11 protein-coding genes are annotated in these 14,383 nt (G+C 65.5%); 2 read left to right on the forward strand and 9 right to left on the reverse strand.

What is annotated here, in order from left to right:
• The first annotated feature begins 116 nt into the window (after positions 1-116).
• Together K410_RS0130530 and K410_RS0130535 are read left to right on the forward strand one after the other, a co-directional pair.
• Positions 117-1,112: a glycosyltransferase family 2 protein gene (locus tag K410_RS0130530; RefSeq protein ID WP_028138388.1), complete on the forward strand. Its 996-nt coding sequence runs from the start codon at positions 117-119 to the stop codon at positions 1,110-1,112.
• 8 nt (positions 1,113-1,120) lie between these two features.
• Positions 1,121-1,804, forward strand: coding sequence for a class I SAM-dependent methyltransferase (locus K410_RS0130535; protein WP_028138389.1), 684 nt, complete (start codon positions 1,121-1,123; stop codon positions 1,802-1,804).
• Here the strand turns inward: K410_RS0130535 and K410_RS0130540 are convergent, their stop codons facing one another.
• The 9 genes from K410_RS0130540 to K410_RS0130580 all read right to left on the reverse strand — a co-directional run bounded on the left by K410_RS0130540 (position 1,805) and on the right by K410_RS0130580 (position 14,302).
• Positions 1,805-3,184, reverse strand: coding sequence for a hypothetical protein (locus K410_RS0130540; protein WP_245269568.1), 1,380 nt, complete (start codon positions 3,182-3,184; stop codon positions 1,805-1,807).
• Positions 3,185-3,384: 200 nt separating this feature from the next.
• Positions 3,385-4,617 (reverse strand): APC family permease, encoded by a 1,233-nt coding sequence (locus K410_RS0130545; protein WP_028138391.1) that lies wholly within the window; start codon positions 4,615-4,617, stop codon positions 3,385-3,387.
• Between the two features lie 9 nt (positions 4,618-4,626).
• On the reverse strand, positions 4,627-5,466 hold the full coding sequence (locus K410_RS0130550; RefSeq protein WP_028138392.1) for a universal stress protein: 840 nt from the start codon (positions 5,464-5,466) through the stop codon (positions 4,627-4,629).
• 202 nt (positions 5,467-5,668) lie between these two features.
• A complete protein-coding gene (gene ftsH / locus K410_RS0130555) occupies positions 5,669-7,594 on the reverse strand; it encodes an ATP-dependent zinc metalloprotease FtsH (RefSeq protein WP_028138393.1) in 1,926 nt (641 codons plus the stop codon).
• 288 nt (positions 7,595-7,882) lie between these two features.
• Positions 7,883-8,941, reverse strand: a complete 1,059-nt coding sequence (gene tilS / locus K410_RS0130560) for a tRNA lysidine(34) synthetase TilS (RefSeq protein ID WP_028138394.1) — start codon at positions 8,939-8,941, stop codon at positions 7,883-7,885.
• Positions 8,942-9,023: 82 nt separating this feature from the next.
• Positions 9,024-10,097: a tol-pal system protein YbgF gene (ybgF, locus tag K410_RS0130565; protein WP_028138395.1), complete on the reverse strand. Its 1,074-nt coding sequence runs from the start codon at positions 10,095-10,097 to the stop codon at positions 9,024-9,026.
• A gap of 232 nt (positions 10,098-10,329) precedes the next feature.
• A complete protein-coding gene (gene pal, locus K410_RS0130570) occupies positions 10,330-10,818 on the reverse strand; it encodes a peptidoglycan-associated lipoprotein Pal (RefSeq protein WP_018317777.1) in 489 nt (162 codons plus the stop codon).
• A 269-nt stretch (positions 10,819-11,087) separates the two neighbouring features.
• A complete protein-coding gene (locus K410_RS37510; protein WP_049820397.1) occupies positions 11,088-11,828 on the reverse strand; it encodes an N-acyl amino acid synthase FeeM domain-containing protein in 741 nt (246 codons plus the stop codon).
• Positions 11,829-11,971: 143 nt separating this feature from the next.
• The gene (locus tag K410_RS0130580; RefSeq protein ID WP_028138396.1) at positions 11,972-14,302 is read right to left on the reverse strand and encodes a putative bifunctional diguanylate cyclase/phosphodiesterase; all 2,331 of its coding nucleotides are present in this window, start codon (positions 14,300-14,302) and stop codon (positions 11,972-11,974) included.
• Positions 14,303-14,383 lie beyond the last annotated feature (81 nt).

Genomic DNA, 14,383 nt, shown 5'->3' on the forward strand with positions numbered 1-14,383 from the left:
TCTCGGTCCGTCCTCCGCCGATGTCCCGGGCGCTAGACCCTTAACATTTGCGGCAAGGCGACCTTAACCACCGGCTTATAGACTCCCGCCCCTGCAACCCAGTCGGAATCCTTCGCATGGCGGCCAATTCCAGATCGATCCGCTACAGCCTCGTCATCCCCGTGTTCAACGAGGAAGCCGTGCTGCCGGTCCTGCTGCGCCGGCTCGACCAGGTCATGTTCCGGCTCGACGGGCCGGCAGAAGCGATCTTCGTCGACGACGGCAGCAGCGATTCCAGCTCGATCGTGTTGCGGGCGCTCGCCGCGCGCGACTCGCGCTTTCGCTACATCGGCCTGTCGCGAAATTTCGGCCATCAGATCGCGATCACCGCCGGCATGGACGCCGCGCAAGGCGACGCGATCATCGTCATGGATGCCGATCTGCAGGATCCGCCCGAAGTGATCGAGCAATTGATCGCGAAGTGGAAGGAAGGCAACGACATCGTCCACGCCCGCCGCCTGTCGCGCGAGGGCGAAAGCCGCTTCAAGCGTGCGACCGCGCATCTGTTCTACCGGCTGCTCGGCAGGATGTCCTCGGTCGGCATCCCCGCCGATGTCGGCGACTTCCGCCTGATCGATCGCAAGGTGCTGGAGGCGCTCCGGCAGATGCCGGAGCAGGATCGCTTCGTGCGCGGCATGATCGCCTGGCTCGGTTTCCGCCAGGCCGAGGTGGCCTTCCATCGTCTCGAGCGCGCCGCCGGCGAAACCAAATACCCGCTGTTCAAGATGGTCCGGCTGGCGGTGAACGCCGCGCTCGGCTTTTCGGATCTGCCCTTGCGGCTTGCCATCTGGTGCGGATTGACGGTGTCCGGGCTCGCACTGCTCTACGGCGGCTGGGTTGTGCTGTTGTGGCTCGGCAAGGACAGTCATCTCGTGACCGGCTGGTCCTCGACGATCGTCGTCGTCTCGCTGCTGTGCGGCATCAACATGCTGATGACAGGCATCGTGGGACTCTATGTCGGCCGCATCCATGCCGAGGTGAAACGCCGCCCGCTCTATGTGGTGCAGGCACGAATCGGCTTCGATCGCGACGAGACGGCTGCGACGCCGGCGATCCACGCCGTCAACGAGTAATCCAGCACATGACCGCACTCTTCGACGGCTATCACGACAATTACCGTGACGTGGTCCAGTCCTCGATCGACTTCTCGGGCCTGCCGCATGATTTCTTCATGCGCGCAAAGGCCGACCTGCTGCGCGATCTGATCGACCAGCGGCTGGACGTCGAGAAGCCCGACATGCTGGACGTCGGCTGCGGCGTCGGCAGCCTTCACCCGCTGCTGCACGGCATGGTCGGCCGCCTCAGCGGCATCGACGTCTCCTCGGCCAGCCTGGCGCAGGCGCGCGCCCGCAATGGCGGGGTCGACTACCGGGAGTTTGACGGCCGCACTTTTCCGTTTGCCGACGCCAGCTTCGATCTGGTCACGGCCGTCTGCGTGATGCACCACATCGTGCCGGCGCAATGGGCGCAGTTCATCGCCGAGATGCGCCGCGTGACGCGTCCCGGGGGACTCGTCTGCGTGATCGAGCACAATCCGTATAACCCGCTGACGCGGCTTGCCGTCGCGCGCTGTGAGTTCGACCGGGACGCCGTCCTGCTCGGGGCCGGCACGACCCGGAAGCTGATGGCAACCAGCGGCCTGCGCGAGATCGGCGCGCGGCACTTCCTGCTGCTGCCCTGGGACAGCAAGCCGGCACGGCGCCTCGAAGACGCGCTGAGCGGCGTCTGGCTCGGAGGCCAATACGCCGCCTTCGGGACTGCTTAATTACCTTTGCGGCGTATCGCGCCGCTTGTGTACGACCGCCACATCGTCGCTGTAGACGCGCTGCCATTGCGGCAGCCGGTCGAGCAGCGCGACCGCCGGCGTCCGCGGCGCGAGCAGCGTCGCGCCGATTTTGTATTCGTCGAGCAGCTTCAGAAAGTCGTCGAGGTCGATCAGCGCCAGTGCTCGATTGTAGCGGTTGATGAACGGACCCCCGTACAATTCGCCGCGACCGTCGATGAAGGTCGGAATGCCGGCAAAGATCAGATAGCCGCCGAACGAATAATCGTTGAGCACGGGCCCCGCCTCGGCGAGTTTGGCCTGGGCGACGGCGGCCTCGGGGGTGATGGCCGGAGCCGGCCGGACGTCACGCGCCAAAGCCACCCCGCTGACTGCGATCAACACACCGAGCCCAACCCAATTCAGGGCGCGCGGCGAGACCGTCGCACCATCCTCGGCCGGTCCGCCGAACCTCCGACCCAGCGGAGCCGCCAGATAGAGCGGCGCCAGCATGGCCAGCAGATCCGCATTGCGGATTTGCGCCAGCGCGAAATGCAGCAGGCCGATCACCACCAAGGTCCGTACGACCGGTAGCGTGACGCCGCGCGAGAGCGCAAAGATGCCGGCGAGCAGCAGCAGTTCGAAGCCACTGACATGGCTGAAGTCCTGTGGCCGCCATTCTCCGATCCAGGCGAGCGCGGAGCCGAGGCCGAGCGTCGTCAGCGGCATCAGCAGCGGTTCCGGCCCATGCGGCGTCAGGCAGGACGCCGCGACGGCAAGGGCCACAAACGGCAGCCACCGCAGCAGCACGCGCGGCCATTGGGCGCGCTCTTCACGCAGCAATGCCTCGAGCACCGCCGGTCCGATCAGGCCAAGCGCCAGCACCACGCTGCCGTGCAGATTGCTCCACAGCACCAGAAGCGGCAGGGCCCAATATGGCGGAGGGCCGCGGCGATCCATGCAGCGGACCAGCGCAGCCGCCCAGGTCACCATCAGCGGCAGCACCAGGACATGTGGCCGCGCCAGCATGTGCGGCGCCAGCAGGACGACGGCCGCGATCACCATGAGCAGCGTCAGGGCCGGCGAAAGCTTGCGCAGCAGGGAGAACGTGAGAAGGGCGAAGGCGAGCGCGATCGCCGCGGCCGCGATGGCGACGACGCCTGGCCAGCCGGACAGCGCGTATATCCCGGCATAGACGACCTCGGACAGCCATTCGAACGTGATCCAGGGCGCGCCATTCTTTGCAAACGAAAACGGGTCGCTCGTCGGCAGGGTGCCGTGTGCGATGATCCACCGCCCCAGCTCAATGTGAGAATAGCTGTCGGGGTCACCGAGCAGCCGCGGCCCGGCCACCAGCAACACAGCATAAACGGCGAGCCCCACGACCCAAGGGAGCGCTGCACGTGCCGAAAGCGGTTGAACCGCGCTGTGGACGACCTGGTCAGTCATGGCGGGCCAAAGTAGGCCGCAAGCGTTAAGTTCTTCTTGAGTGTTTCAGGCATTGCTCCGACGCACGGTCAGGAGCGCACGCCTACCCCCCGCTTCAGGCGAATCGTACTTCGTTCGCCGAACCCAAGCTCGCACTAGGCGAGGAGATCGATCAGGAGCAATGCGGCGCTTGTGAACAGTCCTGCAATCGGCACCCAGATGGGCACGAGGAACACACCGGCGGGAGGCTTGGATTCTGTCGTCTTGATGCGCAGGAGCGCCAGGTTGACCAGAACGAAAGCCCCGAGGGTCAGACGTGAGGTCCACTCGGCCAATCCGGTCAAGGGAATGCCGAGGGCGAGGATCAGGATGGCGCCGACGCCGAACAGGGTTGCAACCACCGGGGAGCCGCTTCTGGCGTTCACCCTGGCGAGAAAGGCGGGAAGGCTGCCTTGGTCCGCAAGCCCGTACAGCACGCGTCCGATCATCAGCATGTGAACGATGATTCCGTTGACCGTCGCAACGATGGCGATGACGCTCAACACCGAGAGCGGAAGACCGGTCAACCGCTGAAAGACCAGTGCAAGCGGAGCCGAGGAGTGCGCGAGCTCGGCCGGGGGCACCGCGACCACCGCAACCCAGGCGACGGTCATGTAGAGGAACGCCGTCACGCCCAAGGTGATGAAGAGCGCCCAAGGCAGAGTCCGGGACGGATTCTTCATTTCCTCGGAGATGTTCACGAGGTGCTCGAACCCGATGAATGCAAACACGGCGAGCAGCGACGTCTGTGCGATCCCGGTCCACGCCGCTTTGTCGCTCAGGGGAGGCAACAGTTCGGGCAGCCGGGAGACCAGGGCGTCGCCCTGAAACAGCCCGGCGCCGACAATGAGGAGCAATCCTCCGATCTCCACGACCGTCATCAAGCCGGCGAAGCTGATGGACTGAACCGCGGACAGGCAGGCGACCGCTCCCATCGCAAGCACGACGCCGGCGATGATCCAGCTGGCGGGCAGCGGCACGAACACGCTGATGTAGCCGGCGCTGCCAACGGTGATGGTCGCGCCGGAGATCGTCGCTGCGGCCACCACGAGCAGCCCCGTGGCACCGCTGAGCCATTTTCGATGAAACGCGGCCTGGACATAGGCGGCCTCGCTCGCAGCAACCGGCAGTCGCGTACCCAGTTCGGCAAAGCTCCCGGCCGTCACGCCCATCACGACCGCCGCAGCGAGGAACGCCAGAGGTGCATGCATTCCGCTCCGCGCGGCGGCCGCTCCCACCAGGACGTAGATTCCGGCACCGATCGTCACGCCGAGCCCGTACAGCACCGCGTGCGTCAGCGTCAGCGATCTGATCAGTCTTGTAGACCCGGGCGGCGCCACCTCCTGCATGACCAATCGTCAATGCGAGAACAGAATCGGGATCGGCGGCTTGGACAGCAGGCCCCTGGTCGCGCCGCCGAGCACGAACTCCCGCCATCTCGGCGTTCCGTACGCGCCCATCACGAGGACGTCGATGCCGTGGGACAGCACGTAAGACGTCAGGACCTCGTCGATCGGCTTGCCCTCGGCATCGATCTCGTCGCGCACGACCTCGATGCCGTGACGAGCGAGGTTCTTCGCCAGCTCTTCTCCCGAATGTTTGGGATCCAGGGCCTTTTCGTTCGTGACGGTCACGACGCGCACACGTCCTGCGTTCTCGAGCAAAGGAAGCGCAGCGGACACCGCTCGCGCAGCGGTACGGCTGAAGTCCCAGGCCACGCAAACGGCATCGAGCCGGAATGGACGCGATCGGGGAGCGGCGGGCAGGATCAGCGTCGGCCTGCCGGATTCGAAGATCACCTCTTCTGCGTACCATCGATCATGGGAGTCCGGCACTGCCATGATCGTGAGATCGCGGAGCCTTGCATAATCTGCCAGCAGTGCGGCCTCGCCGGCGGATGCACATTGCTCGAAGATGGTCTCGTGCCGAACGCCGGCCTTCGCGGCCGAGGCTTCGAATGCCGCGAGCAGCGCTTGCGCATTCTCGCGGCTCTTGGTTGCCTCGCGAGCAACAAGCGCGGGTATGTCCAGGATGACATCCCCGAGCAGGCTTGCGCGCACTTCCGCATGGACTTCGCAGGAAATGGCTGCGAGGTGCGCATCCAGGACGGCGGCTACCGAAACGGCATCGTCGATCACCGAAACCGGCGTCGGTTCCGGATAGCTCGCCAGGGTCAGCAGAATATCCTTGAAAGCCATATGTCCCTCCTTTGACGAGTCGGAGCCTAGCGCGGTCAAGGTCCGCTCTCTTGACCGACCGCAAGCGATTCAGGCGGGATGGCTGTGGCAAAACGGCCTAGGCGCGAAGGCATCCGGCAGAATGCCAGCGCGCGCAGGTGCGCTTGAACAAGAAAAAACGCGGCGTTTCCGCCGCGTTCTTCAATTCGGTGCCGCTGCTCGATTACGCCTGCGGCTGCGGCTCCAGGCCGGGATCCGCATCGGGCCGCGGGCGCGGCGACTTGCCGGCCGGAGGCACCGCGGAGGCGCGCGGCGTGGTCGGCTCGAGCACGGATTCGCGGTTCGGCTTCTTGCCCTTGAGCAGATCGACGATCTCGTCGCCGCTCAGCGTCTCGAACTCGAGCAGACCCTTGGCCAGCGCCTCGAGGTCGGCACGCTTCTCGGTGAGGATGCGGGTCGCTTCCTTGTAGCCTTCCTCGACCAGACGGCGGATCTCGGAGTCGATCTTCTGCACCGTCGCTTCGGAGGCGTTCTGGGTCCGCGACACCGACATGCCCAGAAACACTTCGTCCTGGTTCTCGCCGTAGGAGACCGTGCCGAGCTCTTCCGACAGGCCCCAGCGCGTCACCATCATGCGAGCCAGCCGCGTGGCCTGCTCGATGTCGGAGGCGGCGCCCGAGGTGACCTTCTCGCGTCCGAAGATCAGCTCTTCGGCGACGCGGCCGCCCATCATGATGGCGAGGCGCGAGGTCATCTGCTCCAGGGACATCGACAGCTTGTCGCGCTCAGGGAGCTGCATGACCATGCCGAGCGCACGGCCGCGCGGGATGATGGTCGCCTTGTGGATCGGATCGGTCGCTGGCACGTTGAGGCCGACGATGGCGTGGCCGCCTTCGTGATAGGCCGTCAAGAGCTTCTCTTCCTCGGTCATGACGAGCGACTTGCGCTCGGCGCCCATCATCACCTTGTCCTTGGCCTCCTCGAACTCGGCCTGCGTCACCATCCGCTTGTTGCGGCGGGCGGCTGTCAGCGCGGCCTCATTGACGAGGTTCATCAGGTCGGCGCCGGAGAAGCCCGGGGTGCCGCGCGCGATGGTCTTGAGGTTGATATCCGGCGCCAGCGGCACCTTGCGGACGTGAACCTTGAGGATCTGCTCGCGGCCGACGACGTCGGGATTGGGCACCACGACCTGGCGGTCGAAGCGGCCCGGACGCAGCAGCGCGGGATCGAGCACATCGGGGCGGTTGGTCGCGGCGATCAGGATCACGCCCTCGTTCGCCTCGAAGCCGTCCATCTCGACCAGCAGCTGGTTCAGCGTCTGCTCGCGCTCGTCATTGCCGCCGCCGAGGCCGGCGCCACGGTGACGACCGACCGCATCGATTTCGTCGATGAAGATGATGCAGGGCGCATTCTTCTTGGCCTGCTCGAACATGTCGCGCACACGAGAGGCGCCGACGCCGACGAACATCTCGACGAAGTCCGAACCCGAAATGGTGAAGAACGGCACGTTGGCTTCGCCCGCGACCGCGCGTGCGATCAGGGTCTTACCGGTGCCGGGAGGGCCGACCAGCAGCACGCCGCGCGGAATGCGGCCGCCGAGGCGCTGGAATTTGCCGGGGTCGCGCAGGAATTCGACGATCTCCTGCAGGTCCTGCTTGGCCTCGTCGACGCCGGCGACGTCCTCGAAGGTGACGCGGCCATGCGCTTCGGTCAGCATCTTGGCGCGCGACTTGCCGAAGCCCATCGCCTTGCCGGCGCCGCCCTGCATCTGTCGCGACAGGAAGATCCAGACGCCGATCAGCGCGATGAAGGGCAGCCAGGAGACCAGCAGCGAGACGAACCACGGCACGTTGTCGCCCGGCGGCTTCGCGGTGATCTGCACCTTGCTGTCATACAGGCGCTTCACCAGCGTCGGGTCGTTCGGCGCATAGGTCTGGAAGCTGGAGCCGTTGGTGAAGGTGCCGTGAATGTCCGGCCCCTGGATCACGACGTCGCGCACATTGCCGCGGTCAACCTCGCTCAAGAGTTGCGAGAAGGCGATGTCCTGCGAGGAGGCTCGCTGGCCCGGATTCTGGAAGAGCGTGAACAACGCCAACAGCAGCAAAACAATGATGACCCAGAGGGCGAAATTGCGCAGATTGGCGTTCATCGATCTTCCTTCGTGGTCGCGCGGATCGCGGCCTGGTCCTTCAGGAGTTACCTTCAGGCGTTACTTGGGCGAGCTAGAGAAAATCCCCAAGGAATCCTCTCGGTTACGCATACAATCTAGGTGCCGCCCGGGTCGCTGCCAAGGGAATGAGATGGGACTATTTAGCCCATCTTAGAGCGATTCCCGCTGAAAAAATGGCGCCCGAAGCGGGGTTCTTCCTGCCTGGTTAAGGTGTCCTGACGGTGCGGGGCCGAAATGACTGGTGTCATGATCCGCTCTCGCCCACGCCTATCCACCCTTGCGGCGCCGAGCCGGCGCCGGTGCGATGTGGATACGCCCGCCGGCAAGGCTGATCAAGGCTCCCGCAAGGGTCTGCTTCAGGACCGGCTGGCGACCGGCGCGGGCGCGGAGACTTGCCGCAATGGCCTGATCCAGCACGGACATCAAGGTTTCGACCTTGCCGAGTTCCGCAGGCCCTTCATGCCCGAGCGCGTTGATGGCCCGCAGCAGGAGCCGCAGCCGGACTTCATCCGGCAGGGCGGCAAAGGCCGCAGCCTCGAAGCTTCGCGCTCCCGACTGCGGCGCTTCGCCGCGATCCCGCAAACGGAGGAAGCGCTCGGCGCCGTCGGCCAGCACCTCGACCGCCGCATTGGCCCGCGCCAGCCTGGCCGCAAGCCGCGCCAGATTCCTGCTGTCGCCGCCCTCGGCCGCGAGAAGCGGCAGCAGCGCGCGCAGCCGCGGCCGGGTGAAGGCGGTGTCGCGATTGGTGGGGTCGTCGGCAAAGCCGATTTTGGCCCGCTTCAAGGTCGCGACCAGCTGCGACTTCGGGACGTCGAGCAGCGGCCGCGCCAGCACGATGCCGTCGCGCTCGCTGAGAGGGGCCATGGCCGACAGTCCCGCAAGTCCACTGCCGCGCAACAGGCGCATCAACAGCGTCTCGGCCTGGTCGTCGCGGGTATGGGCAGTCAGCACGTGGCTCGCGCCGACAGCACGGGCGGCGTCGGCGAGCAGACGATAGCGCGCCTCGCGCGCGGCCGCCGGCAGCCCCGTCTTCGGCTTGGCGCCACGCCAGCGCAGGGTCCGGTGCGGCAGTCCGAGCTCGGCGGCGAGCCGCTTGACCTCGCGCGCCTCGCGCCCCGCCTCTTGCCGCAGGCCGTGATCGACCGTGACGACGGTGAGCAGCGGCGCGCGCGGAAGGCTGCGCTGCCAGCGCGCCGCAAGCCACATCAGCGCCACCGAATCGGGGCCGCCGGAGACGGCGAGCACCAGCGCCGGCGCGCTCTTCAAGCTGGCGAAGAGGCGGCTCGCCTCGCGGGTGGAGATCGGAGAATTGTCATCGTCTGACATGGCGCGGCCCGGCAATCGCCAGCGAATGGCGGGCGCAATCTAGCGCAGCGCCATCCGCTTTGTCAGCGATCCGCGCGGTGGATCAGCACTTCACCCGCTTCTGCTCGCGGTCCACGGCCGCTTTGACGCCGGCGGAGGCGCGCGGATATTTGCGGCCGACCTCGCCGAAGGCGGCGCAGGCGGCCTCCTTCTCCTTCAGGGCGGCGAGCGACTGGCCGAGCCGGAGCAGCGCGTCCGGGGCCTTGGCCGATTTTTCGTATTTGGTGGTGACGGCGAGGAAGGCTTCCGCGGAGTCGCGGTATTGCTGGCGCTGGAAGTAGCTCTCGCCGAGCCAATATTGCGCGTCCCCGAGCAGCGGATCGCTCGGATATTTCTGCGCAAAATTCTTCATGGTCTGCTCGGCGAGGGCATAGTCCTTGCGCTGCATGTAGCCGATGCCGAGGTCGAACTCGTCGCGCGGCGTGGCCGAGGGCGGCAGCGTGGTCAAACCGGGGGCGCCCGCAGGCGCCGGATAACCGGGCTGGGCCGCCGGGGGTGCTGCCTGCGGCTGATAGCGCGGGCTGGTGTTGGCGAGATCGAGCGGCTCGCCGGCGCCGCGACCGCCGGGCGAGCCGATCTGGCCGCCCGGCGAGCCGATCTGGCCGCCTGCCGGCATCGGTTGCTGCCCGCCGCCCAGCGCGCGCGGCGCGCCAGGCGCGTTCGGGTTCTGGTTGGGATCGAAGGCGTCGCCGCGGCGGCGTGTGCCGGGGGCGCCGGGCGCCGGCTGTTCCTGAACGATCGGCGCGGGAGATGCGATCTGCGGCTGCTCGTAATTCGGCTGCACGGCCTGCTGCTGCGGCTGGCGATAGCCCGGCGCGACCTGACTTGGTGCGATCTGGGCGGGCGGCATCGCCGCGGCACTGGGCGCTTGTCCGGGCGCGCCCTGCGCGCCGCCCTCGAGCGCCCGCAGCCGCTCCTCGAGCTGCCGGTTGCGATATTGCAGCTCTTCGTTCTGGCCGGTGAGTTGGCGCAGCTGGTTCTCCAGCCGCTCGATCCGCATCTCGGGATCGGCATCATCCGATTGCGCGAAGATCGATTGCGCGAGTGCGGGCGAGCACAAAGAGAGCAGCGCGGCGGTCGCCACGGTGCCGGTAATTGCCTTGAATTTCGATGACATCTTGCCCTGACGACGAAAGCGACGTGGCGCGCGGCGGACCATTCGCCGCGCCACACAATGAGAAAGGGAGTACGCCAAAACTGTGACTGCCACCAAGAGGTTTTAGGTCACGGATTGCAGATACGAAACCGGCGCCCGAGAGGGCGCCGGCATAATCGGTTTCTGAAGATGAACGGCGCCTGACCGAGCGTCACGATCTTGGCGTCAGGATCCCGGCGTCAGTATCTCCGTGTCAGGAGCTCGCGTTCAGCACGGTGACGGCGCGACGGTTCTGCGACCAGCACGAGATATCGTTACAGACGGCGACCGGCCGCTCCTTGCCGTAGGAGATCGTGCGCATGCGGTTCGGATCGATGCCGCGCGAGGCGAGGAACGAACGCACCGACTGGGCACGGCGGGCGCCGAGCGCGATGTTGTATTCGCGGGTACCACGCTCGTCGGCATGACCTTCGACGGTGAAGCTGTAGCGCGGATAGGTCTGGAGCCACTGCGCCTGCTTCTCCAGGGTCACGATCGCCTGCGGGGTCAGATCGGTCTGGTCGCTTTCGAAGAACACGCGGTCGCCGACGTTAACGACGAAATCCTGCTGGCTGCCCGGCGTCGCCGCATTGGCCATCGCATCCGTCGCGGCATTCTTGTTGGCGCAGGCGCCCATCGACAGCGCGACGGCGAGCACCGCGACCAGCTTCAATCCCTGGAGGATACGCATAGGATGTTTCATTCCGGAGCCTCCACGCTCACGTTAGTCCACTGCTGTCCGGTCTACAGGGGGTTGGTTAAGCGAACGTTCCGTCAACCTTGACGGAACCTTGCCTCAGCCGATCAAATGCCCCCAACCGGCGAAAAGCACCCGTCATGGTTAATGGGTTGTAAATGTGGCGCGAGGGTGAAGGCAAGCGTCCGAACCGGCGAAACCGGCCAAAAATAAGCCCGGTCGGGGCCTGGCGCTGGACGGCAGCTCGGTTCGAGGGCATGCGCCCCGACGGGCTCTCAGGAATAGACGACCAGCTTTGGACGTTCGGAGGCCAGTTTGGGCGAGACGCCGCTCAGCGATGACGCACTGCTAGGCCCAAACAGCATGCGTCGCTCGAAGGCACTCGAGCGCATGATCGGAAAACGCGTCAACACCCTTTCCCGCACGGCGCGGAAGTCGGACGCCATCAACGCGACCTTTGCCAAGGCATTCGGGAACAAGCGCGGTTCTGCGATGGTCTCGTTGAGAAAGACCCGGCGATAGAACGCCTCGTGCGCGGGACGGACGAGCGCGAGCCCGGTATCGGCATTGAAATGTTCGCAGGCCAGGAAGACGAGCCGCACCGTCACATAAGGCAGCTCCGGAAAACACTTGGCTTTTTCCGGGCTTGCGACGAAGCGGGCCGGATCGATGAAGACTTCGCCGCGATCGAGGCGGGGGTGAAGAACGTCGCCGAACAAGTCGGTGGTGCAGGACGCCCGTTGTTCTGACGTCAGCACGTGAAGACGGATAGAGCTGCAGAGCTCTCCGTCGACATACACTCCGAAGATCCGGGCATTGGGTGCATCGTCGTAGCTATCGCTGTAGCGCTCGGACTCCGACGGCGGAATCAATCCGCCACGCGTATAGGCCCGATAGCGCATCTGATAGAGCTGATCTTTCTCCTCAGGAGTCTCGATGGATCGGTAGTCGACGCGGTCGAACAGCGCTCCCCCCCGCACAGAGAGCGAAGCGCGCGGTTCGGCTTCGGGCTTCATCCAGCATTCCTCGACTGACAAACAACCCTCGCGGGTGGAACAGGATTAACACCTTCTTAACGCCGGCGCAATTGAAGCACCCGGTTAGGGTTAACCCTGCCAGTCGCAGAAAACCAGGGATTTCCCGCAGTTTTACGGAGGCGTCAGGCGATCGATCGCGAGGCGACGGTCAGTTGATCGTCGGGCAAGCGGCGGCCGTGCGAGGCATTCAGCAATTGCCGAACCCGGATGGCCGGCACCGGCCGGCTGAAAAGATAGCCCTGTCCTTCGGTGATGGTCCCGTCGGCGCTGATCAGTTCGAGCTGCTCGTTGGTCTCGATGCCCTCGACCACCACCGACATGCCGAGGTCGGCGGCCAGCCGCGCCACCCCGCGCAACAGCGTCAGCGGCCGATCGGTATCGATGCCTTCGAGGAAGGAGCGGTCGATCTTCACCTTCTGCATCGGGAAATTGTGCAGATAGCTCAGACTGGAATAGCCGGTGCCGAAATCGTCGAGCGAGATGCGCACGCCAAGCGCATGAAGCTGCGAGAGGATGTCGTGCGTGAGCTGGGTGTTGCGCAGCAGCGAGGACTCGGTGATCTCGATCTCCAGCCGATGCGTCGGCAGGCCCGAGACTTCGAGCGCGTAGCGGATCTCGCTCAGCACGTCGCGCTGGTGGAATTGCTGTGGCGAGAAGTTGACGGCGACGCTGACGCCGTCCGGCCACTTCATGCACTCCATGCAGGCCCGCCGCAGGATCCAGCGGCCGAGATCGACGATCAGGCCCATGTCCTCGGCGACCGGGATGATGTCGACCGGCGAGACCGTGCCGCGCACCGGATGGTTCCAGCGCAGCAGCGCCTCGCAGGTGGTGATCTTGCCGGTCTTGAGGTTGACCAGCGGCTGATAGAACAGCTCGAATTCCTCGTTGGCGAGCGCCTTGCGCAAGTCCAGCTCCAGGATGCGGCGGGCCTCGACGGTCGCCGCCATCTCGTCGCGGAAGAAGCAGAAGGTACCGCGGCCGTCGGCCTTGGCCCGGTACAGCGCCATGTCGGCGTTCTTGAGCAGCGTGTCGGCGCTGGCGCTGCCATCCGGCGAGGTCAGCGCAATGCCAACGCTCGCGCCGATCTCGACGAGGTGGTTGTCGATGCGATAGCGCTCGCTGAGGCGCTCGACGATGCGGCGGGCGAGGCTGGCGGCGTCCTCCGGCGAAGAGATGTTCTGCTGGAACACGACGAATTCGTCGCCGCCGAAGCGGGCGACGAAATCGTCGGGCCGCAGCATCTCGCGCAGGCGATTGGCAACCGCGCACAGCAGCTGGTCGCCGCAGGGATGGCCAAGCGTGTCGTTGACCTGCTTGAACTGGTCGAGGTCGACGAACAGCAGTGCGGAGAGGCGCTCGGCATGATGCGAATTCGCCAGCAGCCGCTCGATCTCGTCGTGGAAGCTGACCCGGTTGGGCAATGCCGTGAGCTCGTCGTAGCGGGCAAGATGGGTGATCCTCGCCTCGGCGTTCTTACGCTCGGTGATGTCCTCGATCAGCATGACCGTGCCGCCATCGGCCATTGGCTGGAAGGTCCAGGACAGCGCGCGCCCGCGCGCGATATCCGGATCCGAGGTCAGGAGCTCGCGGACCCGTCCGTCCTCGATCTCCCGGAGGATCAGGTTGCCGTTCTCGGCCGAGATGGAGCCGCCGCTGACGCACGCCGCGATGATTTCGGACGCATTGGGGCCGCGCTGGACGAGATCGTCAGGCAGATTCATCATTTCGCTGAAACGATGATTCATCACCGCAAGCTGACCGTCGACACGGAACATGCACAGGCCATGGGGCATGTTGTTCAACGCGCTGTCGAACTGGCCCGCCAGGGCCGCTTCGCGTTCGCGCGCGACGAGCGCCCGCATGAATATTCTGTGCAGATTGGCCGAAATCTGTATGACGGCCACCAGAAACGCGGCGCACAGGACTGACATGACGATGTAATAGGGCGTGCCACGCCACGCCAGCGCGACCACCGTCGAACCGAAGCAAAGCGTAGCCTGCAGCTGATATATCCATTGCCGTCCGTACGCCCGGCCTGCACCACCCGCCACGAAGCCCGTGGTCGTGGAGAGAGAGATCATATGGGCGACGGCATCGTCGCTGACCAACAGCGTGGTGGTGCTCCAGATGCCGACGGCGGCGGCCTGGATCATCGCCCCGATCTGATGCCGGTTCTTCCATCGCGCCGCTTCGTCGGTGGTCAGCGTCGACTTGCGCATCTGGTACCGCCGCAAGTCGAACGCCCGGATGGCGCCGGCGAGGATCAAGAGCGCCACACACGCCCAGATCAAAGGTTCTCCGGTCTTCAGCGCGGTCGCGGCCGCCGCGACGACGCCGAAGACAAGCCCCGTCAGCAAGGGAGCTGGCGTTTCGAACAGCGAATCGATCAGCGCGGCCGAAATCCTCGGCGACGCCGGCTCAGGTTCTCCGCTCTGGCTTGCGAACTGCATTGGTGTTTGTACGCGCGTCCTGTTTGGCGCGTACTTTTACCCGGCTCAGGTGAAGTCTTTCTGAGGGAACATCGTTAAAGT

The sequence above is a fragment of the Bradyrhizobium sp. 22 genome (assembly GCF_000482425.1).
Lineage (GTDB): Bacteria > Pseudomonadota > Alphaproteobacteria > Rhizobiales > Xanthobacteraceae > Bradyrhizobium > Bradyrhizobium japonicum_B.